Annotated in this window: 25 protein-coding genes and 1 pseudogene; 17 read left to right on the top strand and 9 right to left on the bottom strand. The window is 62.0% G+C overall.

Features of this window, described 5'->3' with window-relative positions; genetic code table 11:
- The first annotated feature begins 18 nt into the window (after positions 1-18).
- From I7X09_RS12150 to I7X09_RS12135, 4 genes are all read left to right on the top strand, one after another.
- Complete coding sequence (locus I7X09_RS12150) at positions 19-207, top strand: hypothetical protein (RefSeq protein WP_143538690.1); 189 nt, start codon at positions 19-21, stop codon at positions 205-207.
- 103 nt (positions 208-310) lie between these two features.
- Positions 311-1918, top strand: a complete 1608-nt coding sequence (locus tag I7X09_RS12145; RefSeq protein ID WP_200316988.1) for an AMP-binding protein — start codon at positions 311-313, stop codon at positions 1916-1918.
- A gap of 127 nt (positions 1919-2045) precedes the next feature.
- Entirely contained in the window at positions 2046-2330 is a 285-nt protein-coding gene (locus tag I7X09_RS12140) for a hypothetical protein (RefSeq protein ID WP_095972054.1), read from the top strand.
- Between the two features lie 38 nt (positions 2331-2368).
- Positions 2369-3100, top strand: a complete 732-nt coding sequence (locus I7X09_RS12135) for a hypothetical protein (protein ID WP_200316987.1) — start codon at positions 2369-2371, stop codon at positions 3098-3100.
- A 46-nt stretch (positions 3101-3146) separates the two neighbouring features.
- On the opposite strand, the gene I7X09_RS12130 is transcribed toward I7X09_RS12135, so the two are convergent.
- The 3 genes from I7X09_RS12130 to I7X09_RS12120 form a co-directional block, all read right to left on the bottom strand.
- Positions 3147-3341, bottom strand: coding sequence for a DUF1737 domain-containing protein (locus tag I7X09_RS12130; protein WP_095972056.1), 195 nt, complete (start codon positions 3339-3341; stop codon positions 3147-3149).
- A gap of 49 nt (positions 3342-3390) precedes the next feature.
- Complete coding sequence (locus I7X09_RS12125; protein ID WP_234036893.1) at positions 3391-5346, bottom strand: ABC1 kinase family protein; 1956 nt, start codon at positions 5344-5346, stop codon at positions 3391-3393.
- 269 nt (positions 5347-5615) lie between these two features.
- Entirely contained in the window at positions 5616-5753 is a 138-nt protein-coding gene (locus I7X09_RS12120; RefSeq protein WP_200316986.1) for a hypothetical protein, read from the bottom strand.
- 551 nt (positions 5754-6304) lie between these two features.
- On the opposite strand from I7X09_RS12120, the gene I7X09_RS12115 reads away from it, so the two are divergent.
- Positions 6305-6499 (top strand): hypothetical protein, encoded by a 195-nt coding sequence (locus tag I7X09_RS12115; RefSeq protein ID WP_200316984.1) that lies wholly within the window; start codon positions 6305-6307, stop codon positions 6497-6499.
- Positions 6500-6586: 87 nt separating this feature from the next.
- Entirely contained in the window at positions 6587-6961 is a 375-nt protein-coding gene (locus I7X09_RS12110; protein WP_200316982.1) for a DUF4259 domain-containing protein, read from the top strand.
- Positions 6962-6995: 34 nt separating this feature from the next.
- On the opposite strand, the gene I7X09_RS12105 is transcribed toward I7X09_RS12110, so the two are convergent.
- Together I7X09_RS12105 and I7X09_RS12100 are read right to left on the bottom strand one after the other, a co-directional pair.
- Positions 6996-7235: a hypothetical protein gene (locus tag I7X09_RS12105; RefSeq protein ID WP_200316980.1), complete on the bottom strand. Its 240-nt coding sequence runs from the start codon at positions 7233-7235 to the stop codon at positions 6996-6998.
- A 156-nt stretch (positions 7236-7391) separates the two neighbouring features.
- Entirely contained in the window at positions 7392-8273 is an 882-nt protein-coding gene (locus tag I7X09_RS12100; protein ID WP_200316978.1) for an alpha/beta fold hydrolase, read from the bottom strand.
- 112 nt (positions 8274-8385) lie between these two features.
- Here I7X09_RS12100 and I7X09_RS12095 point away from each other — a divergent pair, with 112 nt between their 5' ends.
- The 3 genes and pseudogenes from I7X09_RS12095 (at position 8386) to I7X09_RS12085 (ending at position 9926) form a co-directional block, all read left to right on the top strand.
- Positions 8386-9030, top strand: coding sequence for a TetR/AcrR family transcriptional regulator (locus I7X09_RS12095; protein ID WP_200316975.1), 645 nt, complete (start codon positions 8386-8388; stop codon positions 9028-9030).
- A 9-nt stretch (positions 9031-9039) separates the two neighbouring features.
- Positions 9040-9486: pseudogene (locus I7X09_RS12090) on the top strand (FAS1-like dehydratase domain-containing protein); the annotation flags it as partial.
- Positions 9486-9926, top strand: coding sequence for a MaoC/PaaZ C-terminal domain-containing protein (locus I7X09_RS12085; RefSeq protein WP_200317792.1), 441 nt, complete (start codon positions 9486-9488; stop codon positions 9924-9926). The pseudogene I7X09_RS12090 and the gene I7X09_RS12085, both read left to right, overlap by 1 nt.
- A 76-nt stretch (positions 9927-10002) precedes the next feature.
- On the opposite strand, the gene I7X09_RS12080 is transcribed toward I7X09_RS12085, so the two are convergent.
- On the bottom strand, positions 10003-10743 hold the full coding sequence (locus I7X09_RS12080; RefSeq protein ID WP_234036892.1) for a hypothetical protein: 741 nt from the start codon (positions 10741-10743) through the stop codon (positions 10003-10005).
- Between the two features lie 236 nt (positions 10744-10979).
- Between I7X09_RS12080 and I7X09_RS12075 the strand changes: the two genes are divergently transcribed.
- The 4 genes from I7X09_RS12075 to I7X09_RS12060 all read left to right on the top strand — a co-directional run bounded on the left by I7X09_RS12075 (position 10980) and on the right by I7X09_RS12060 (position 15073).
- Positions 10980-12041 (top strand): NAD(P)/FAD-dependent oxidoreductase, encoded by a 1062-nt coding sequence (locus I7X09_RS12075; protein ID WP_200316973.1) that lies wholly within the window; start codon positions 10980-10982, stop codon positions 12039-12041.
- Positions 12042-12159: 118 nt separating this feature from the next.
- Entirely contained in the window at positions 12160-13347 is a 1188-nt protein-coding gene (locus I7X09_RS12070) for an ATP-binding protein (protein ID WP_095972059.1), read from the top strand.
- The gene (locus tag I7X09_RS12065) at positions 13344-14063 is read left to right on the top strand and encodes a M50 family metallopeptidase (RefSeq protein ID WP_003940327.1); all 720 of its coding nucleotides are present in this window, start codon (positions 13344-13346) and stop codon (positions 14061-14063) included. The genes I7X09_RS12070 and I7X09_RS12065 overlap by 4 nt, the downstream gene beginning before the upstream one ends.
- Positions 14064-14272: 209 nt before the next feature.
- Positions 14273-15073 carry an SDR family oxidoreductase gene (locus tag I7X09_RS12060; protein ID WP_234036891.1) on the top strand — a complete coding sequence of 267 codons (801 nt, stop codon included), beginning with the start codon at positions 14273-14275 and terminating at the stop codon, positions 15071-15073.
- Between the two features lie 54 nt (positions 15074-15127).
- Here the strand turns inward: I7X09_RS12060 and I7X09_RS12055 are convergent, their stop codons facing one another.
- Entirely contained in the window at positions 15128-16135 is a 1008-nt protein-coding gene (locus I7X09_RS12055) for an NAD(P)H-dependent glycerol-3-phosphate dehydrogenase (RefSeq protein ID WP_019745531.1), read from the bottom strand.
- A gap of 97 nt (positions 16136-16232) precedes the next feature.
- Positions 16233-16961, bottom strand: coding sequence for a FadR/GntR family transcriptional regulator (locus I7X09_RS12050; RefSeq protein WP_047272025.1), 729 nt, complete (start codon positions 16959-16961; stop codon positions 16233-16235).
- A 133-nt stretch (positions 16962-17094) separates the two neighbouring features.
- On the opposite strand from I7X09_RS12050, the gene I7X09_RS12045 reads away from it, so the two are divergent.
- From I7X09_RS12045 to I7X09_RS12030, 4 genes are all read left to right on the top strand, one after another.
- A complete protein-coding gene (locus I7X09_RS12045) occupies positions 17095-18483 on the top strand; it encodes a GntP family permease (protein ID WP_095972064.1) in 1389 nt (462 codons plus the stop codon).
- A gap of 12 nt (positions 18484-18495) precedes the next feature.
- The gene (locus tag I7X09_RS12040) at positions 18496-19026 is read left to right on the top strand and encodes a gluconokinase (protein WP_003940404.1); all 531 of its coding nucleotides are present in this window, start codon (positions 18496-18498) and stop codon (positions 19024-19026) included.
- Positions 19027-19102: 76 nt separating this feature from the next.
- Entirely contained in the window at positions 19103-19540 is a 438-nt protein-coding gene (locus tag I7X09_RS12035) for an SRPBCC family protein (RefSeq protein WP_200316969.1), read from the top strand.
- Positions 19541-19683: 143 nt separating this feature from the next.
- Positions 19684-20655 (top strand): alpha/beta hydrolase, encoded by a 972-nt coding sequence (locus I7X09_RS12030; RefSeq protein WP_095972066.1) that lies wholly within the window; start codon positions 19684-19686, stop codon positions 20653-20655.
- A gap of 9 nt (positions 20656-20664) precedes the next feature.
- Here the strand turns inward: I7X09_RS12030 and I7X09_RS12025 are convergent, their stop codons facing one another.
- A complete protein-coding gene (locus I7X09_RS12025) occupies positions 20665-21468 on the bottom strand; it encodes a transglutaminase-like domain-containing protein (protein ID WP_200316967.1) in 804 nt (267 codons plus the stop codon).
- Positions 21469-21494 lie beyond the last annotated feature (26 nt).

Below are 21494 nucleotides of genomic sequence, written 5' to 3'. Positions count from 1 at the left end.
TTACATCATGCTCGGTGCATGAAGAAAACAGAGCTCACGCCGATCGGTTGCATCCACCGCTGGGAGGTCGAATCCCTGCATCGGACCAGCGAGGGGACGGTCACCTATCTGCGCTGTCATTGTGGGTCGTGGCAGACCCTGCTCACCGAATGGATGTCGGGCGGGGCAGCCTCGGCCGTTGCCGCACCGATAGTCAGGTCCAGGTAATGATCAGCTAATCGTTCCGTTTCGCCTCGCGTGACATGGAACGTGTTCTAGATTCAGGGTTGTATGCCTCGATATCGCGGCGCAGACTCTGAAAGGGAAGACGATGCAGTTCAACCTCGCTGATGTATTCGAAACCGTCGCCAGCTCGGTACCTGATCGCGTCGCCTTGACTTACGAGGGAGAGAACTTCTCCTACGCTCAGTTGGATGCGGAAGCCAACCGAACCGCCAATCTGCTCGCGAAAGCCGGTATCTCACGTGGCGATCATGTAGCTCTGTTCCTGAAGAACAGCGTCGAACATGTCACGTCGATCCTCGGGTTGATCAAGATCCGCGCGGTTCCGATCAACGTGAACTACCGATACACGCCCGCTGAACTGGAGTACATCTTCACCAACTCCGATTCGGTCGCGGTGGTCGTGGAACTGCCCGAGCATCAGCGTGTCCTTGCTTCCCTCTTCGGTGCATGCCCGAAGGTCAAGACGGTGATCGTGATCGGCGAGATCGACGCAGAACTGGTCGCCGCAGCGAAAGCGCATGAAGTTTCTGTAGTTTCGTCCGACGACGCCCGTGAACAGTCGCCAGTGGGGGAGTTCGACGCTCGTTCGGGCGACGACGTGTACCTCCTCTACACCGGCGGGACCACCGGATATCCGAAGGGCGTCATGTGGCGTCATGACGACTTCTTCCGTAAGCCGCTCTCCGGCGGAAATCCGTACGGAGAGGAAGCGCGACAGGACCTTGCCGAGATTGCCAGTGCTGCAAAGGAATTTCCGGAACTCTCGTTCCTCATTGCCGCCCCGCTGATGCATGGCGCCGCGTTGTACTCGCTGTTCACCTTCCTCACGCTCGGTGCGCGAGTTGTTCTACGGCGCGAGTTCGACGCGGAGAAGGTTGTCGAAGCGATCGAGAAGGATTCGGTACAGGTGATCTTGATCGTCGGCGACGGCATGGGACTCCCGTTGGTCGACGAGATGGAACGACGCAAAGACGAGGTCGATTTCAGCACCCTTTTCTCGATCACGTCGGGTGGCGCGATCTGGTCCACGAGTGTTCGGGATCGCATGCTGGCAGTGAAGCCGGACCTACTGTTGCGCGACAACTTCGGAGCCTCCGAGTCCGGTAACGACGGGGCCTTCTCCATCGACGAGGCGGGCAATCTGCGAATGCCACCCTCACCCAACATGATCCTGGTCGACGAGCGTCTCGAAGAGATCCCCGCCGGCTCCGACGACGTGGGCTACATCGCGCGTATCGGAAACGTCCCGCTCGGGTACTACAAGGACGAAGAGAAGACCGCCCGCACGTTCCCGACCCGTGCCGACGGCACCCGCCTTTCGGTGCTCGGCGACATGGGCAAGGTCGAAGCGGACGGGACGATTGTCTTCCTGGGCCGCGGCTCACAGTGCATCAACACTGGCGGCGAGAAGGTCTTCGCGGAGGAGGTCGAGGCTGCCCTTCACGCGCATCCGGCAATATCGGACGCGCTCGTGGTCCCTGCACCCGACCCGCGCATGGGGCAGCAGGTCGCAGCGGTGATCGCGACCTACCCCGGATCCGACGAGCTGACTCTCGAAGTGGTACAGGAGCATTGCCGCAAGACGTTGGCTGGATACAAGGTGCCGCGCACGATCGTGCTGGTCGATGAAGTCAAGCGAACCCCGGCCGGCAAGGCGGACTACCGCTGGGCGACGACACTGGCGTCGTCCTAGCGGCGTGGAGTGAGCGACGACGACCTTTCACACGGATTTCACCACGACATAGGGGACATACCGGAAAGATGGCGCAGAGTAAGTCGTTCGCGTCTTGCGCCGTCACTCCACGAAAGGGCCTCAGCTCATGCTCATCATCGGAATACTTCTGTTCGGGATCGTCATCGGAGCGGGAGCCCAGTTGATTCTGGGGCAAAAGGCCGCACGAGTGGATTGGACCTTTGCGTTCATCGCTGGAATCGGTGGTTCGCTGGTGGGTGGACTGCTTGTGAGTTTGATTGCAGGCGACGGAATATCATTGCGCCCCAGCGGCATCCTGGGCTCCCTCGCCGGCGCTGTCATCATCACTGCGGGTTGGCAGTGGTACCGCCGGAAGAACGCAACTACAGCCCCGCGGCCGTCTGATCGCTGATTTCCCCAATTTCGTCAGGGGACGAAGAGTCTCACATCATGAACGAATTGCTCGATGAAGTCCTCACCGCACATGGCGGAGTCGAACGTTGGCAGTCGGTTTCAGCGATCACGGCCCGGGGACGCTTGAGCGGTCTGTTGCCTCAGCGCTTCGCAGGCAACAAGCTGGCGAAGTTCACGGTCGAGGTTCAAGTCGCCGATCAACACACTGTCCTCCATGACTTTCCGCGTGTCGGCGAGCGCGCTGTGTTCGACAAGGGCGTCGTGCGGATCGAAACCCGTGACGGTGAACAGCTGGACGGCCGAACCGACCCGCGTCCGGAGTTCTTCGGGATGAGTGGGATCCGACGCAACTTTCACTGGGATGCGCTCGACACCGCCTACTTCGCCGGATACGCCTTCTGGAATTACTTGAACGCGCCGTTGCTCCTGGCCCGCGACGACATCACTGTCGCCGAAGCCGAACCGTGGCAGGAAGCCGGGCAGCAATGGCGACGATTAGAGGCAACATTTGCGCCGGGACTCGACACCCATTGCCCGCAACAGACCTTCTACGTCGACAACGGTGGCCTCATCCGCCGTCACGACTTCGTTGCCGAACCGGTGGGCAGCTGGGCGAAAGCTGCTCTCTACTGCGACCAGCACCGCCAGTTCGACGGTCTCACCGTTCCCACTCGACGGCGCGTACTTCCGCGAGTCCCAGGCGGCCGCGTTCTCTCGCGGCCGACGCTCCTGGCGCTTGACTTCGAAGACATCGAGATCAAGCGATGAACACCGGCATGATTCATCCTTGTCTCGGACGACCCGTCACAGTCGGCTACGCGCGGGATCGCGCCTCGGTCGGTGGCAGCACTATCGCCTGAGCGACGATTACATGCTCACCGTCGAATGTCGCAGCGGGAGAACCATGCAGGACGTATCCGTCGGCGAGAGCCGCGGATACGCGACGGCAGAACTCCGCATCGTCGGGTCCGGTCAACAGCCGATACGGCAAGCGCTCGATCTCAGACACGGATCTGACCTTACCGCCAGTGCTCAGTGCCGGCGTGCGTGCTTGTTCGCTACCTGTTGTCGAGCGTGAACAAGCGGAACACGGTCCGCATGCACAGAACGACGCCGACGAAGCCCAGTACCGCGCTCACGAGTGCGTAGCCCGACAGCTGAGGTGTGAGTTGAGGACCGCCGGGTACGAATAGCAGGATCGCCGCAACTATCAGGGCGGTCACTCCCGCCGCCATACCCAGGGCGTTGTTCGCCGACCGTCGGAGCCATCGCCTGTCGTCGGGATGTGCGACGGAGCGGGTTCGAAGTGTGAAGTTTCCCGACGCGATCGAGGTCGCGATCTGGTCGAGCTGACCAGGCAGGCGCCTGACCACCGCGGTTGTGACCGCCGTCGTCGACAAGATCGCCTGCGCGGCTGCAGCCGGGCTCGCGACCTGGGTCAACAGTCGGGGTACTTCGGCCCGAACAGCTGCGACGAGGTCGATCTGCGGATCCAGGAGCCGGAGGGCGCGCTCCAAAGACGCGAGCGAACGGAATGCGGCGGCAACGTCTCCCGGCACTCCAATTCGGTGCTCTCGAAGCACGGTGAACATTCGCGCGAACGATGCCATGGAAACATTGGGTTGGACACTGAGCAGGGTGATCTCTCGGCCTACCTGGTGACGTAGTGCTCCTCGATCCACTTCGGACGGTACGTCGAATGCCATGAGCATCGCGTCGACGGTCGCCACCGGATCACCTGCCAGGGCGGCGTTCAGGAGCACGGCGAACAGGATCCGTGTCTCTCCGTCCAGAACTCCGACAGCCCCGAAGTCGAGTAGCCCGATACGTCCGTCGTCGAGGATCAGGATGTTTCCGGGGTGAAGATCGGCGTGGAATACCCCGTGGACGAAGATCCCGTCGAGCAACGACGCAAGAAGCTCGGTGGCAATACTGCTGCGGGCGTCGACATCGACGTCGGTGAGCGCTGCCTCGCCATCGGAAAGTGGTGTGCCGCGAAGACGTTCCATCACGAGCACCCGTCCGCTACTGAGGCTGGGGTAGATGTGAGGAACGACGATATCCGGGCGGTTCGACATGGTGGAAGCAATCGCGCCGGTATTCGCTGCTTCGGTGCGGTAGTCGAGTTCCTCGAGTAGTGACGTGACGAGGCCGCCGGCGAGTCGATGAACGCCGATATCGTGTGCCCAGGGAAAGCGGGTCTCCGCAAGCGATGACACGCGGAGGAAGATATCGCAATCCACGCTCACCTGTGTGCCGGCCTCGGGTCGTTGAACCTTCACCACCACCTCGGTGCCTTCGGTGGTGCGCGCGGAATGAACCTGTGCAACAGAGGCGGCGGCGAACGGCTCCATATCGAACCAAGCGAACACCGCCTCGGGGGTGTCCCCGAGTTCCGATGCCAGTAGCTCCGCAATGCGGTCGGGATCAGCTGGGCGTGCCGAACTTTGCAGTAACGAGAGTGCGCGCGCCAACTCGGGTGGGATGAGGTCGTCTCGCGTCCCGAGGATCTGTCCCAACTTCACGAAAGTGACACCGCATCGGCTGACAATATCCACCAACGCGTCCCCGAACTGAGGTGCGGACGGTCCGGCACGGAGAGCAGACCCGCCTCCCGCTCGCATGAAGATACTCATGATCTGGACGTACCGTTTCGTCCGTCGCCAGGATTTGCGGCTGCGCCGCAAGGCTTCTGACGGGCCAGGTAGGGAACCCGTAGGAATGACGACTTCGAGGAAAACCAATGCGGCCAGGCATGCTGCGAACACCCAGAGCGCGACAACTCCGAAGAATATGAGCGCGGTTCCCACGCTCACCAGAAGTTGATCGTCCTGGCTGGCAATTCCTGCAAGTGTTGCGACGTATCCCGACAGTGGAACCCCCACCGACAGGGCTATCACCGCGACCGCAAGTGTTCGCGGCCATCCGACTCTCGTCCCCAGCGTTCGTCGCATCACGCCCGCAAGTGCCGCTGCTAGAAATGGCGTCGTGACGATCCAGACCATCAAGTCCATTGCGATAGCGTACGGGCTCGCTATCTGCATTTCATCCAGGAAAACCCTGAGCTCACCCCGACCGACGGGTAACAAGACAGCAAGGGCCGAGCGTCGAACATGCTTGGGCACTTCGGTGTTCATTCGCCCCGATGCCGACTCGTCCTGATCGACCGTCCAACACTTCATGCTCGTCAAGCGATGTCCGGGCACTCTTCGAGTGGAGTCGTATCGCCGAAGAACATGCCGCGATGGACGCCGCGCAGACGTTGGGCCGAGAGTGGACGCACTTATAGAATGGGGCCGCCGGTGAACAGGTTGACAAGACTCCCAGCGAAGAACTGCACGATCGCAATGGCGGTGGCAAAGGGGTCGCCCGCATACGTAGCCTGGTTGACCCATTCGTTGAAGGCGCTGATCGAACCCATTGTGGTTCCTTTCGTGAAATGTGTTTTTGCATAAAAGTTTTCAATGTCGGAGCTACGCGCAGCGACAGTGCGATCAGGGCAGGTTCGTTACGAGTACCCCGCGATGGACGTCATCGTCAAAATCACGATGTCGGCAACAAGCGCGACGACGGCACCGATTGGATTCTGGATAATCCACGAAATTACATCAGCCATGTTCTCAGTCCTCCTGCAGTGAGACGTAGAGTCGAATATGTAACGGGTACTGGTGATATACGCGATACGGGTTCTATTTCTTGTTGACATCCTCCGACTGGCAAGTCACCAGCGCCATTGATCTTCGGTGCCCGGCGTGTGAAGTCGTTCCTTCGTGAACAGTTGCCCAGCGAGATTCGCTTTCCGGATTTGACACTACCGCCCCCCTCCGCCTGATCCGCCTTCCTTCCGGAGATCGATGGCTGTCCTTCGTATACTTGTTACGCAATCGACGGAATTGCCTGTGGGAACGGCGATGCGCAGTGCAGTTCCTGAAACTAGACTCTTGCAACATATTTCGGACATCTCGTCCATCCGTGAATCGTTTCTTGACCGTGCGCCAAAAGAGTCTTGTCGGTCGGTTAGTGTTGACGGTGAACCACTACGTGGAGGTAACTGTGCAGATCTGGAATTGGTTGATGCTCAAGCTTTCAGCAATCGGCGGGTCGCCGAAGTTTCGGAAGATAGCCGACAGCCCGATTTGGGCGGGCAGCAACGACCGCAAGCTCTGACTGTGCGAGGGTCGGACGCTCACCGCCGGTCGCGACCGTAGCGAGATTGTCGACCTGAAAATATCCACGATCGATACGGGAGGGCTTGTGGGAGTCTGGGGTCCGGGGAACTTCGACAGTGACACTGTCGCGGATGGGTTGGGGGTACTGACCGGCCGAATCGTGGACGACATCACCGCCGAGTTCGAAGACGATTCGAGTCTGGAGCCGGACGAATGGGGTGGGGAGATGGTGCCGGCCTGGCTTGAGATCCTCACCGATATTGCGCAGACGAAACGAGTCGGTGTGACCTTTCCGTCGACGCAAGTGCTGATCGACTGGCGCGATCGATACCTGCACGTGTGGGATGGCTACATCGATGAACTCCAACCGGACGACGATCACAAGGTCGCTCGACGCGCAGTGCTCGTCCACACCTTCGAGCGGGCGGTTGCCCTCGCCGCCGAGCGGGAACAGGCTTGAACCTGGCGCGGCCGCGCTACTGAACATAGATCCGTCAGTTCCCCGGTGGAACGACGGTGCACGTGAACCCTCCGGAAGTCATTGCGTTGGCTTCTCCGACGATCGAACAGAGAGCTTCGGCGGCGTCGGTCGCCAATGCTCGGGCGGCGCTGGGGGTTCGACCTCGGGCAGTCACCGCGAGCCCAGGTGCATCCGCATCCGTGATCGTCAGATCGGACTCGTAGTCGGAAGCACTGCCACCGAGTATCTGCGCGAGGAGATGGTCTTCGTCCACCACAGACCTCCCGCCACGACCAAAACGGCGGCGGCAACGGCCACCATTGCCTGACCGTGCCGGTCGGAGAGGAATGTTCGCATCAATCAGTTGTACCGCCTTGGTCAGCTGATTGACCGGCTTCATCACCACCCTGTCGGCGGCTGGTCCGCGAGATCACGTCCGCTTCGCGTCGTCATGATTGCGGACGAACTTCATGAGTCGGGGAATTACCCGATCAGGTATGTGTCCCAGGATTCCGTGGCCGGTTCCGGCATAGATCTCCACCTCGGCTTCAGGTTGAAGGTCAGCCAGCCTCGCGGCCACATGCTCGGGGTTGGAGACCACCGTCTCAGCACCGGAGATTACGAGCACGGGAACCGAGATCGACTGCACTTCTGCATCTTTGAGCATTCGTGCCCACCCGACACCGGGCCGGTAGTTCAATGCCTCTGTAACCAAAGCGAACTCGCGATCGCCGATGACGTACCCGGGGGACAGCCAATCATTGAGCTTGCGAATATTCTTGTCGGTGCGGCGCATACCGGCGCGGATCATCTTCAGCAGCACACGCCACGAGGGCTTGTCGAAGACTCCACCCGGTTCGATGAGCGTCACACTCGCCAGTCGTTCAGGAGAATGAAGTGCTACGAGAACGGCGTGCCATGCACCATGCGAGTAGCCGACCAGGTGGACGCGATCGACCCCGAGTTCGTTCAATACCTCGCCCACCCAGGTTGCGAAGTCGGATTCCCCGGTCAATGGAGCGGTCTGCACACTGCGGCCTGCAGTACCGATCGTGTCCAGCGCATAAACGACTCGGTCTCGGCACAGGTCCTCGATGACGATGTGCCATTGCAGACAATTGGCGCCGACTGCGTGCAGCAGGACGATCGGCGTCTCCGTGCCGGTCCCCGACCTGCGGACATGGGTGGTTCCGAACGATGTCGGCACGTCGAGTTGTGTCGACGGAACCGGCCAGGTGCCCTCCAGTTCTCGGTAGATGCTCTCGTACGCCTGCTTTGATGCCTCGTTCTTGAATCGTCCGATCTTCGGCATGAGCCTCCCTCTCGCTGCTTTCAATTTTGATGGTATGACCGTATCACTAATGCGGCACGTGCGTATCATTAACGAGTCAAAGTCATCCATTCGAAAGGGGAAGGACAGCCTCATGCCGCGACTGGTCGACCATGAAGTGAGGCAACGGGAGATTACCGATGCGGTGCGGCGAGTGATTGTCGACGGTGGGCTCGCGGCGGTGACATTTCAGTCCGTTGCTGCCGAGGCCGGGATTTCGGTGCGACTCGTGCAGTACTACTTCGGCACGAAGCGGGAATTCCTTCTCGCGACGCATCAAGCTGTGCGTCAGGATGCGGGTGCGCGCTTGATGCAGGAGTTGTCTGTTCTTGGCGCGGAAGCGACACCCCGCGAGGTTATTTCAGCGTTCCTTGTTGGCATGCTCCCGCTCGATCGACAACGTCGAGAGGAAGCGATTGTTCTCGGCGCCTTCCACGCTGCCGCACTGACCGGACAAGGAATCGCCGCCGAGGAAACCCTCACTGCCCCAAGAGAGTTGACTGCGCTCATTTCCGGCCAGCTTCAACGAGTGACCAATCGGGACGCGGTTGCGCCGTCAATGGATCCCGACCTCGACGCCGAGCTCATTCTGGCGGCTGTCGCCGGGCTCGCCCAGGGGATGCTTCCCGGCTACGCCACAGCAGAATTGGCGGTCCAGTTGGTTGAGCGTCTCCTCGATCGGATTCTCGGGCCGACGAGACCTCAGGCCACGAATCAACTCGAAGTCGGCCGCCGTTAGTATTCCGGGATGTCTCCTGTGAACCCAGCGCTCGCCGGCCGGGTGTTTCCCTCGTCTTCGTACCTTGTCGGGCGCGAGAAGATTCGCGAGTTCGCTCTGGCGGTGCGTTCGAGCAATCCCTTGCACCATGATGTCGGTGTCGCCAGGGAGGCCGGGTTCGTCGATGTCATCGCGCCGACAACATTCACAACCGTTGTCCAGCAACGAGCGATCATGGCACTGCTGCGCACGCCGGATACTGGGCTCGATCCGACTCGTGTGGTCCATACTTCCGAGAAGATCGAGCATGAGCGTCCGATAGTCGCCGGCGATGACCTGTCTACGACACTGACGATTACAGGGGTGACAGTGCGAGCAGGCAGTGCGATCCTGTCGACAGTTTCCGAGATCCACGACGCGACCGAGGCTTTGGTCGCGACGGTCACCTCGACCCTGCTGGCGAGAGGAGAAGAGGCATCACCATTGCCGCCGTGCCGGTCTTCGAGAACCTCGTCCTCGGTGACATCGTCGCGAAGGTCGATCTGGTCCTCACTCGTGATGACCTAGTTCGCTACGCCGGTGCCTCCGGCGACATGAACCCGATCCATTTCAACGACGCAATCGCTACTGCGGCTGGGCTACCGGGAGTTCTGGCGCACGGAATGCTCACCGCCGGAATTGCTTTGCAAGCCATCGTCGACTGGGTTGGTGACCCGAGCGGGGTGATCTCGTATGAAACTCGCTTTACTCGGCCCGTCGTAGTCGATGCCGTCGATGGTGCAGATCTCTCCGTCGCTGCGAAGATCGCGCGGATCGACTCCACAACGCGGATTGTGTGTATCGATGTCACCGTCATGCACAAGGGCCAGACGGTTCTGGGAAAGACCCAAGCGCACCTTCAGTTCCCGGGCGCCTGACAAGATTGCGTGCCGTCAGCGGTCACATCGGGACCTACGCGTCCGAGCGGGAGATCAACTGCATTGTGGCGCAGCGCTACCGGAAAGACGCCAACAGCTCGTCCGACGCTTGCATCGGCGCGTATCCGTCGGCGATGACGCGCCGACAGCCGTCGAGCTCGACGGTGAGCAATCGTTCCTCGTTCGTAGGACGGTCCACGTAGATCGTCGATGCCACCTCGGTGGCCAACGCGCCACAGTCGGGAGCGGGTGGAAGCCCGTCGAAGGTTTCCGTCGTAGACGATGTGCCTACGAATTCGGTGGCGGAGAATCGGCAGAAAACGCTGCCCGCCGACAGCGACGTCAGCGCCGCGGTACCTGTTGTGGCTGGTCGGTAGGCCGGCCGGCAATGCGACAGTTCGTAGATCTGGTCGTCGGACAACGCTATTCGGTCTTCGGTACTGCCGACCGGTGTCAGCTCCTTGATGGCAGCCAGGCCACCGGGTTTCGGCAGTCCACACGAATCGGAGGGATACCCCGGCCGAGTTGCTCGGCCTCGATCGTCGACCAACCAGAATTGGTCCAGGACAGCCAGGCTGTAGTTGTCACCGCAGCTTCCGGGGAACCAAGTCTTGTGCGCGGACGAGCGGTTCAGCATTTCCACCGCCCGACTGAAATCGCCCTCCCAACGATGAGCAGAGAAGCTGACGGTTCGGTCGGCTGCCACGTTGTCGCTGATGTACGGGTCGCACGTGACGGCGGCGACCGGTAGAAATCGTCTGGAACCGTCGCAGTTGGTGTCGTCTGGAGCGGGCCGATCGGATACGGGGTCGCGCACCCCAGCGTCTCGGCGTCGACTATTACGGCAACAGGACGGTCGGGGATGGTCACGTGCCACATGCCGGCAACAGCGAGGATGACGATCACGACTGCGAACCAACGCCAGAGCACGAGCACACCGTATCGTTCCCGATGTGCGCCGAGCGGGAACAGGCCTAGTCCTTCGCTAACCGCCGACGTCCTTGCATCCAAATTGAGTGGATCCAGGTTGCGGCTCGAAGATATGGTCCACTGGTGACGGAACCAAATGGTCGAAACGACAGTCCGATCCTGGTGATTGGTGCCGGTGTCGTCGGCGCGTCGATCGCGTATCACCTGGCGCGCGTTGGTCTCAGAGTCACCGTGCTGGAGCACGGCTCGGTGGCCGGAGGGGTGACCGGCAACTCCTTTGCCTGGGTCGGCCTCTCGAAGAGTGCCGCAGAAACTTACTCAGATCCGTTCCGGCAAGGCGCCGCAGTCGAATTCGACCGCCTGGAGCGCGAACTCGCCGAGCCAATCGGTTTGCGCCGCAGAGGCGCGATCACCTGGGAAGAGACGGAAGCGGAGACCCGAGCGTTCGTAGATACACATCGAGCACTCGGCCATCCCGTCGACCTCATCGGTAAAGAGGAAATCCTTGCTCGTGAGCCGGGATTACGGAGGGCCCCGGTGGTGGCAGCGTCCGCGCCTGATGACGGCGGCGTTGACCCGGTTGCGTTCGCTCGATCGCTCATGCGAGGTGCCGAAGAGTACGGTGCCACAGTGCATTCCGGTGTCAGTGCGCTCGGGGTGCTCACGGAGGGCGCGAGAGTGTGCGGAGTAGTGACTGCCGACGGTCCCGTCTACGGATCGACCACCGTGCTCGCTGCAGGTACCGCGATCCCCGAGCTCGCGGCGTCGGCGGGAGTCGACGTCGAGGTCGACGCCTCCCCGTGTTGCCTCATCAGATTCTCGACGCCCCACCCATTGGTGAACGGAATACTCTCCACTCCGGATTTCGAGATCCGGCAATTGGACGACACGACACTGATTGCGGCTGAAGATGTTCCGGTCGGGTTCTCCGGAGATGCTCGCGAGCTGGCCGAGCCGACGCTGCAGGCAGTCCGCAGTCAGCTCGTTGACGGTGACCACGTCGAACTGATCGAGGCGGTAGTCGCTGACCGTCCCATCCCGCGTGGTGCCCGCCCATTGTTGGGCTTCGCCGAAGGCGTGTCTGGGCTCTATCTGGCCGCGGCGCATCCCGCGATCATTCTGGCCGGAGCAATTGGAGCCCACGTGGCCGGGGACTTCGCCCGAGCGTCGAGCCTGGACTGTTAGACGACGATGCCGGAGCCCGGTTCGACAAGGTCGAGCCGATATTGCTGTTCCTAGTTCTCTCTAGGACACGCGCTAGATAGCGGGATATTCGTCTACTCGGCTTGTACCGTCGATGGGCATGGACCCCGTGCGCAACCCGTATGCCCCCGGTGCCGGTCAGCGACCGCCGGAACTCGCCGGGCGTGACAAGCAGATCGACGCCTTCGACGTCGTGCTCGAGCGGATTGCGCGTGGCCGCCCGGAACGAAGTGTTGTCCTCACCGGATTGCGTGGCGTCGGCAAGACCGTCCTGCTCAATCAGTTGCGTTCGGCGGCGATCTCCCGCAGCTGGGGGACCGGAAAGATCGAGGCACGACCCGATCAGGATTTGCGACGCCCACTTTCGTCGGCGCTCCACATGGCGGTCCGAGAGATCGCGGTCTCGCATCGCGATCCGGAACGGGTCGAGCAGTTCCTCGGAGTCCTCAAGTCGTTTGCCCTGCGCGCCACCGCGGACAAGGGAATGCGTGAGCGTTGGCAACCAGGCATCGACGCACCTGCGATCAAAGGTCGCGCAGACAGTGGCGACATCGAGATCGACCTGGTCGAGTTGCTGCTCGACGCGTCGTCGCTGGCCAGGGATGTCGGTGTCGGGATCGCCATCTTCATCGACGAGATGCAGGACCTCGGGGCTTCGGATGTCTCGGCGATCTGCGGGGCCTGCCACGAGTTGAGTCAGGACGCGGCGCCGCTGATCGTGGTCGGGGCAGGGCTTCCACATCTGCCTGCTGTGCTGTCGGCGTCGAAAAGCTACTCGGAGCGCCTGTTCAGCTACCACCGGATCGACCGCCTCGAGAGGGAAGCGGCGGATCAGGCACTGATCGCACCTGCCGAGCGTGAGGACGTCGAGTTCACCGAATCTGCGCTCGATGCCCTCTACGAAGCGGCTGACGGGTACCCGTACTTCGTTCAGGCCTACGGGAAAGCCACGTGGGATGTGGCGGCGTCGAGTCCGATCACGGCAGACGATGTGCGCGTCGGGGCGCCGACGGCGGAGGAAGAACTCGCTGTCGGTTTCTTCGGGTCACGGTACGAGCGAGCAACGCCCGCGGAACGCGAGTACATGCGGGCCATGGCCGATCTCGCCGGGGACGACGGACCGGTCGCGACCGCGAAGATCGCCGTCGAGTTGGGGCGCAAGCCGGCTTCCCTGTCGCCGGCACGCGATGGACTGATCAAGAAGGGGCTGATTTACTCGGCAGAACGTGGGTCCATCGGATTCACGGTCCCGCACTTCGGCCGATACCTGCGCGGGCAAGCGGAGTGAACGCGCTCGAAACCGCGTGGGATCGGGTGGCGGCGCTCAGTCCCAATCCGCCGGCGTGGGTGGTTCAGCTGGCCGCGTTGATCGCCGTGATCATCGTTCTCGAACCGCACCTGTGGCGGATCGCCCGCAACGTCGTCACCATCGCACACGAGGGCGCTCATCTGATCGTCGCCGTCCTGGTCGGTCGACGCTTGAAAGGTCTTCGCCTGCATTCGGATACGTCGGGAGTTGCGATTTCGTCCGGCAAGCCGACCGGCTTCGGCGTCATTCTGATGACTTTCGCGGGTTACGTGGGACCGTCGATTCTCGGCCTGGGCGCGGCCGGTTTGTTGGGTGCGCAGCGTGCGGTCTCGGTGCTGTGGATCGGCGTATTCGTCATCGCGGTGATGATGGTTCTGATCCGAAACCTCTACGGAGTCTTCTCACTTGCCGTCGTGGGCGCAGTGTTGTTCGGTCTCGTCTGGTGGGGGACCCAGGAGCAGCAAGTTGCTGCAGCGTACTTCTTGACGCTCTTTCTGCTCTTTGCCGGGCCTCGCCCCGTCGTGGAACTTCAACGGCAGCGAATGCGACGCGGTGGAGCGCCGGATTCGGATGCCGATCAATTGGCCAGGCTCTCACCGATACCCGCGATCGTCTGGGTAGGTTTGTTTCTGCTCGTGAACGTCGCGGTGCTCGTGCTCGGCGGATGGTGGATCCTGCGCCCGGTGGGTGGCTGACCGCATTGATCCGTTGTCCTGACGGGACAAGGGATCAACGATTCTTGATGCTCAGCGGACGTAGTCATCGCGGTGAGGCGCTCATATCGTGGAAGTCGACGAGTGGTCGTGTCGGGACTTCCCTCGGCCACATCCGCAGCGACGATGACCGTCGACGATGACAAGGATTCGTTTTGGACGACAAAAACTTCCGGGGACGAACCGCAATCATGTCCGGCGGGAGCCGTGGTATCGGACTTGCCATAGCCCGTGCGATAGCGCGCCGCGGCGGGAACATCGTGTTGCTCGCCAAGACCGATACTCCGGATCCCAGGCTGCCCGGAACCATCCACACGGCTGTGGACGAGTTGAACGGGCTTGGGGGTCATGCCATTCCCGTCGTCGGTGACGTGAGGAGCGACGACGACATCGCACGGGCAGTGGCTGCAGCGGTAGAGCACTTCGGTGGCATCGACATCGTGGTCAACAACGCGAGCGTCCTCGACATTTCGAAAACCGAAGACCTCGCGATGAAGCGGTTCGATCTGATGCAGCAGGTCAACGTCCGTGGAACCTTCGCGCTCACCCGCGCGTGCCTTCCGTACCTTCAGGTGTCGGCCAACGCGCACGTGTTGACGCTGTCGCCGCCGCTCAACTTTTCGCCGCACTGGTTGGGTGCCCATCCGGGCTACATGCTGGCGAAATACGGAATGACGTTGGCGGCCTTGGGTATCGCCGCCGAGTATTCAGGTGCACCGATTTCGAGTAATTGCCTGTGGCCGGAGACCATGATCGCCACGGCCGCTGTCGGAAACCTGCTCGGGGGAGATGACAGCATCGATCACTCGCGTTCACCCGAGATCATGGCCGATGCGGCGGTCGAGATTCTCGGGCGTCCCGCCGGCACGGATACCGGTCGCACGGTGCTCGACGTCGAGATCCTGCGCGAGGCGGGGATCTCGGATTTCTCGCAGTACGGCGGTCGGTCACCGCTGGCGATCGACATCTTCGTCGACGCTCCATCTCACTGATCTCGGGCGATCTACAGGTATCTAGCTAAATTGCTAGATATCTGTAGAACTTCCTCACGCCACCTCGTGCTCGCCGCCTGGAGCAACTTTCTGAAGCCCGCGATACGCGTCGCTGGCACTTTGACGGCCACCGATGACGGCCTCGACCTCCGCGGCGATCGGCATGTCGACGCCGTATTCGCGGGCCAGATCCATGACGGTGGGGGCGGTCTTGACGCCCTCTGCGACCTGACCGAGCTTGGCGACAGCCTCCTCGACGGTCAGGCCCTGCGCCAGAGCTTCGCCGACGCGACGGTTACGAGAAGTCGGAGCCATGCAGGTGGCAATCAAATCGCCGACGCCCGTCAAGCCGGCAAAGGTACGCGGGTTGGCGCCCATCGCTTCACCGAGGCGGGTCATCTCGGCGAGGCCGCGTGCGAGCACCATCGCGCGGGTGTTGTCACCGACGCCCAAGCCGTCCGCCATGCCAGAGGCGATGGCGACGATGTTCTTGAGGATGCCGCCGAGTTCGCAGCCGAGCACGTCGGTGTTGCGGTAGACACGGAAGACCGACGACGCGAAGAGTGGTTGCAGCGCGGCGGCGACGCGATCGTCCTGGGTGGCCACGACCGATGCCGCGGCCATGCCGTCGACGATCTCCTTGGCGATGTTGGGGCCCGCGAGCAGTCCGACGGGATGGCCGGGCAGGCACTCGGCGATCACTTCGGTGGGACGCTGCCGGGTGCCGGGTTCGAGGCCCTTGGACAGTGACAACACCGGCACCCAGGCCCGAACCTCGTTGGCGATCTCGGCGAGGGTGGCGCGAACGGCGTGCGACGGCACTCCGCAGACGAGGACGTCCGCTTCGCGAGCGGCTTCGACCAGATCCGAGGTTGCCTTGAGTCCCTTGGGAAGTTTGCGCTCACCAAGGTATTTGGAGTTGGTCCGTTGCGAATTGATTTCGTCGGCCGCTTCGGAATTTCGTGCCCACAGCAGGGTGGGAGTGTTGCGGGCAGCGAGGCCGGCCACCGTGGTTCCCCACGATCCGGCACCGAGGACGACGACGCGTACCGGGCGGGCCATCAGAGTGCGCTGTTCTGGGTAGCGAGTGCTGTCATGGCGCCAAGCGTTCCACTTGCGGAGCAGTTGCGGGCCAATTCCGCCGAGTCTGTGGCTCGACTTACAGATGAGGCGGCGGTTCGGGGCTTTCGCGCATTGTTTCGACCGCTTCTGCGGATTCCGCGACGATCGAACGCATCGCGGCTTCTGCAGCGTCGGCGTCCCCGGCCTGAATGGCTGACGCGACCACTCCGTGCAGGTGAATAGCTTCGGGGTCGGCTTCGTGGGGCATCAGCGAGTGGCGGGTGCGGCCTTCGAGTATCTCGACGACGATCTGCGACATCGCACGCAGCATCGGGTTGCCGGAGGCGGCGAGCAGTGTGCGGTGGAAGTCGGAGTCATGGCCGAGATAGGCATCGGTATCGGCAGCGCGAGAGGTAGCTGACATGCCGATGACGGCTGCGGTGAGAGCGCCGCACTGCTCGGGTGTTGCTCGCGTTGCGGCCAGTCGTGCAGCCAAGGGTTCGATACCGGAACGGAGTTCACTCAGGATCGACAGCTGCTCGAACCGATCCGGACCGGCCAGTTGCCAGCGGATGACATTGGGGTCGAGTGAGTTCCAGTGCTCGGAGCCGAGGATGGTGATTCCGACGCGTCGACGAACCGAGGCCAATCCGAGGGATTCGAGAACGCGGACGACTTCGCGGATGACGGTTCGTGACACGTCGTAGCGCGTTGCGACCTCGTCGGCCGAGATCGTGGTTCCCGGGGCGAGAACGCCACCGACTATGTCTTGGCCGAGCTGTTCCAGCATCGAGTCGTGTAACTGCTGAAACGGGACAGAAGGCATATGTAGATCGTCCCATGCGTATGGAGTAAGCCCGGTGGAAGCCGGATAAATACTACAAATTAGTGTCTGCTCTTGAAATTGTAGGTTAATTAAGGAACAGTGACCTCAATCACTCATCGGACTGGGAGTCCCTATGAACACCACAGCATTGCTGGCGGCCGAGGTCGTCCCCGCTGGTAGCGACGCACGATTGATCATCGCTGCGGTCGCCGGCGTCGCGGTCATCATCGCGCTGATCACCTGGCTGGACCTGCATCCCTTCCTCGCGCTGTCCATCGGCGCGGTGGGCGTCGGACTGGCGGCAGGCCTCGGTTCGGCCGAGTCGGTCGCGGCGTTCGCCACCGGCTTCGGGTCGACCATGGGAAGCGTCGGAATCCTGATCGGTTTCGGCGCGATGTTCGGCAAACTCCTCGCCGATTCCGGCGGTGCCGACCGCGTGGTCGACACACTGGTCGGCCGATCCAGCACCAAAGCACTCCCGTGGACCATGGCTCTGGTCGGCGCGGTCATCGGTCTGCCGATGTTCTTCGAGATCGGTCTCGTGCTGTTGATGCCGGTCATCATCCTCGTCGCGCGGCGCTCCGGCTTGTCCCTGATGCGTATCGCGATCCCCACCCTCGCGGGCCTCTCGGCCATGCACGGGTTGGTTCCCCCTCACCCCGGCCCGCTGGTTGCAGTCTCGGCATTGAACGCAAACCTCGGCCTCACCCTCGCGCTCGGTGTCCTCGTCGCGATCCCCACTGTTGTTCTCGCCGGACCGGTCTTCAGTAAGTACGCCGCGCGGTGGGTCGACGTGAAGGTTCCGGATCTCTTTGTCACAGGCGAAGATCGAGGCGAGGAAGAGAAGCAGCAGCGCCCCTCGTTCGCGGCGACTCTCGCAGCGATCCTCCTTCCGGTTGTTCTCATGCTGGGCAAAGCGTTCGCCGACGTGATCGCGCCCGATTCCGAGGCGCTCCCCAAGTCCGTCCTCGACTTCCTCGGAACACCCGTCGTCGCTTTGGGTCTCGCTGTTCTGGTCGGAATGGTGCTTCTGGGTCGCGGCGGCGGGATGGACCGCAAGGCCATCTCGAAGTCACTCGAAAGTTCCCTACCTCCCATCGCAGGCATCTTGTTGATCGTCGGTGCCGGAGGCGGTTTCAAGCAGGTCCTGATCGACACCGGTATCGCCGGGGTGATCGCCGACGCGATCAAGGGCAGCAGCCTTCCCGTGCTGTTCCTGGCCTGGCTGGTGGCGGTATTGATCCGCGTCGCAACGGGTTCGGCAACGGTGGCGACGGTAACGGCGTCGGGCATCCTCGCTCCGGTTGCGGCAGACCTCTCGTCGGCGCACGTCTCGCTGATGGTGTTGGCGATCGGTGCAGGCTCGCTCTTCCTCTCGCACGTCAACGACGCCGGATTCTGGTTGGTGAAGGAGTATCTGGGCGTCAGCGTGGTACAGAACCTCAAGACCTGGACCGTGATGGAATGCATCATCTCGGTATCGGGTCTGGCCGGAGTGCTCGTGTTGAGCGCATTCATCTAGGTAGGCGAGCACATGAACAGCGAAGCGGCACAGCAGAAGCAGTATCCCGTGCTCGTCCTGATGGGTGTCTCGGGTTCGGGAAAGTCGACGGTCGGCGGCATGCTCGCCGGCGCGATGGGCTGGGACCTTCAAGAAGGCGACGATCTGCACCCGCAGGCGAACATCGACAAGATGGCCACCGGGCATCCGTTGAACGACGAAGATCGCTGGCCCTGGCTCGACAAGATCGCCGTCTGGATCAAGAGCCATACCGACGCCGGTCAGCCGGGCATCGTCACGTGTTCGGCGCTCAAGCGGAGTTACCGCGACGTTCTTCGCGGTGAGCACGTCGTATTCGTGCACCTCGCCGGTTCGCGGGATCAGATCGGCCAGCGATTGACCGCCCGCCTCGATCACTACATGCCCGCCTCGCTCCTCGACTCCCAGATCTCGACGCTCGAGGCCGTCGACCCGGACGAACAGGCCATCGTCGTCGACGTGGGCGGGAGCCCCGCCAAGATCGCGGAGGAGATCCTGCGACGGGTGGAGACGTTCGAATACTGAGCAAGCCAGGTGCGTGGGCACCCGCGGTTCGGGTTACGGTGCAAGGGTGACTGCTGCTGCGCAGACAGACTGAACCGTGACCGACTTCGACTTCCACAGCGTCTGGACGCTCCCTGCCTCTGCCGACCGTGTCTACGACGTTCTCGCGAACGCCGAGAGGTATTCGCAGTGGTGGCCTCAGATACGCCGAGTCCGGACGATCGACGAGCACTCAGGCTCCATGTCCATCCGCAGCGCTGTCCCTCTGACGCTGCTGGTCTTCGGGCGGCGCGAGGTCGAAGATTCAGTTGCCCGCTATCTGAAAGTGCGTCTCTCCGGGGCGATGACCGGGTGGAGTAGCTGGGCGGTGCGACCTACTGGATCTGGTTGCATAGCCGAATTTCGGCAACAAGTGGCGGTGTCCGGAGCGCTCGGTCTGGCCTCGAAGATCGCGAAGCCGGTGTTCGAGTGGAATCATGAAGCGATGATGCGTGGCGGGCACCGCGGACTGTCCGCGTATCTCTCCCAGCCGTGATTGCGAGCCGAACTTGCACACGCTCGAGCAATTGAGGTCCACCCGTCGTGTCATTTTGACGCAGCGTCAGTTATCGTTCACATCAGCAGCCGACAAGTATGTGTAACTCACATGCACAAAACGGCTTGACCTGGGAGGACGCTATGCGGACGCGAGATTCGACGGTATGGCATTGGAACGTGAGCCCGCGAGCACGGGTTATCTTCTGCCTGACCAGGACGTTCGTGAAGCCCATGTTCACCCTCTGGCCGACCACCGAACGCGGTATCCGCCAACTCGAGCGACTCGACGCGATGGCGGACAAACTGCCGAAGCCGAAGAACCTCGACATCGAGCCTTTCACGCTGGGTGGTGTGCCCAGCGAGAAGGTGCAGCATCCACGCAAAGCGCAGGGCGAATTGGCCGGCGCCACAATCCTCTACTTCCACGGCGGTGGGTTCGTCTTCTGCGGTCTGGCAACGCACCGCGCGCTGTGCGGCCTGCTCTCGGCGAAGGCCGGCGTACCGGTGATCTCCGTGCGCTACCGACAGTTGCCGGAAGGTTCCATCGGCACCTCCGTCAAAGACGCGATGGCCGCATACACCGCGTTGCTCGAGACAGCGGAAGATCCGAACAAGATTGTGGTCGCCGGTGACTCGGCGGGCGGTTACCTGGCCATGAAGGTCGCCGAAATTACCGCACTGCGCGGAATCACGCGGCCCGCAGCCGTCGTCGGATACTCGCCGCTTCTCAACGTGAACCTCGAGGACCATGATCCCGATTTCATGAAACGTGACGCCTACCTACCGATGTCACAGGTGGAAAAGCTCAAGGACCGGTGGCTCGAGGGTCCGGACGAGATTCCTGGTGCGCAGTCGCCGATCAACGCCGACGCCAGCCTGATTCCGCCGTCGTTCCTGGTGTCCGCCGAATACGAATTGATGCGTCCGGACGTCGAGATCATGACCGAAAACTTGATCAAGGCAGGACAAGCCGTCGAAACGCACATCTGGAGTGGGCAGATCCATGCCTTCCCGGTGATCGGCAAAGCGCTTCGCGAGGGCAAAGCGATCGTCGATCTCACGGTCAAGTTCCTCGAGCGAACGATGGCCTCGCAGAACCAGATCAGCGCCTGACGCTGCTCTTCATCCGATGGACGTCAGTGTCGCGTAGTCGTCGTTGTCGAGAACGCCGTCGACGACTGCGCGAACTTCCGAGGCATGCAAAGTGATAGAACCGCCGTGATTATCGAGGAAGGCTGTGTCCGCGGCGTCTCGGCCGGTCGAGATGCGCACAAGATTGCTGCGCGGGGCCAATTGCGTTGCATCGACTACGCGCCACACGTTGTCGATACTGGCTTCGACGACGGCGTGAAAATCCATCGGATCGCACCCCGGCGCGTAGACGGCCACCAAGCGCGCGGGAATCCCCACCGCGCGTAGCAGCGAGATGGTCAGGTGCGAGTAGTCGCGGCACACTCCGGCGCCGGCCAGCAAGGTGTCTACCGCACTGTCGGTGCCGCGGCTGGTGCCGGGAACATAACTCAAATGTGTACTCACCCAGCGCGTGACTTCGAGGAGGAGTTCGGCCGGGGGAGTAGCGAGATCGAATTGCCCGGCGACAAAACCGAAGAACTTGTCGGCCTCGGCATACCGGCTGGGGCGCAGATATTTCGACACGTCGTAGTCGCTGACCGACGCCGGTTCTGCGCGGCCGATGACGGTTGCGTCGTAGCTGACGATCAGTTTGCCTGGGGCACAGTCGAGTAGATGAATCCGGGTGCCGTGTTCGGCGATAATCTCACGGGGTGCGATCGGATTGCCGTCATGAACGAACGACATCGTTTCCAGTAGCTCGACCCCCGGTGCGCGCGTCACCGCGATCTTGAACTCCAGGTTGGTCGCCTCGTCGATCTCGATGTCGAGCAGGGCGGCGACGGTACGTTTCATCGGGTCATCTTTACACCGAATTCGGA

The organism is Rhodococcus sp. P-2 (assembly GCF_016598535.1).
GTDB lineage: Bacteria > Actinomycetota > Actinomycetes > Mycobacteriales > Mycobacteriaceae > Rhodococcus_F > Rhodococcus_F baikonurensis.
This window is presented reverse-complemented; position numbering and strand designations above follow the sequence as displayed.

Bases quoted from the DNA above. Each gene is read 5' to 3' on its own strand.
- I7X09_RS12100 (WP_200316978.1), bottom strand. From the start codon at position 8,273: ATGCCGAAGATCGGACGATTCAAGAACGAGGCATCAAAGCAGGCGTAC.
- I7X09_RS12060 (WP_234036891.1), top strand. From the start codon at position 14,273: ATGTCCGGCGGGAGCCGTGGTATCGGACTTGCCATAGCCCGTGCGATA.
- I7X09_RS12150 (WP_143538690.1), top strand. From the start codon at position 19: ATGAAGAAAACAGAGCTCACGCCGATCGGTTGCATCCACCGCTGGGAG.
- I7X09_RS12025 (WP_200316967.1), bottom strand. From the start codon at position 21,468: ATGAAACGTACCGTCGCCGCCCTGCTCGACATCGAGATCGACGAGGCG.
- I7X09_RS12055 (WP_019745531.1), bottom strand. From the start codon at position 16,135: ATGGCCCGCCCGGTACGCGTCGTCGTCCTCGGTGCCGGATCGTGGGGA.
- I7X09_RS12140 (WP_095972054.1), top strand. From the start codon at position 2,046: ATGCTCATCATCGGAATACTTCTGTTCGGGATCGTCATCGGAGCGGGA.
- I7X09_RS12040 (WP_003940404.1), top strand. From the start codon at position 18,496: ATGAACAGCGAAGCGGCACAGCAGAAGCAGTATCCCGTGCTCGTCCTG.
- I7X09_RS12120 (WP_200316986.1), bottom strand. From the start codon at position 5,753: ATGGGTTCGATCAGCGCCTTCAACGAATGGGTCAACCAGGCTACGTAT.
- I7X09_RS12125 (WP_234036893.1), bottom strand. From the start codon at position 5,346: ATGGACTTGATGGTCTGGATCGTCACGACGCCATTTCTAGCAGCGGCA.
- I7X09_RS12045 (WP_095972064.1), top strand. From the start codon at position 17,095: ATGAACACCACAGCATTGCTGGCGGCCGAGGTCGTCCCCGCTGGTAGC.
- I7X09_RS12135 (WP_200316987.1), top strand. From the start codon at position 2,369: ATGAACGAATTGCTCGATGAAGTCCTCACCGCACATGGCGGAGTCGAA.
- I7X09_RS12050 (WP_047272025.1), bottom strand. From the start codon at position 16,961: ATGCCTTCTGTCCCGTTTCAGCAGTTACACGACTCGATGCTGGAACAG.
- I7X09_RS12095 (WP_200316975.1), top strand. From the start codon at position 8,386: ATGCCGCGACTGGTCGACCATGAAGTGAGGCAACGGGAGATTACCGAT.
- I7X09_RS12070 (WP_095972059.1), top strand. From the start codon at position 12,160: ATGGACCCCGTGCGCAACCCGTATGCCCCCGGTGCCGGTCAGCGACCG.
- I7X09_RS12030 (WP_095972066.1), top strand. From the start codon at position 19,684: ATGCGGACGCGAGATTCGACGGTATGGCATTGGAACGTGAGCCCGCGA.
- I7X09_RS12145 (WP_200316988.1), top strand. From the start codon at position 311: ATGCAGTTCAACCTCGCTGATGTATTCGAAACCGTCGCCAGCTCGGTA.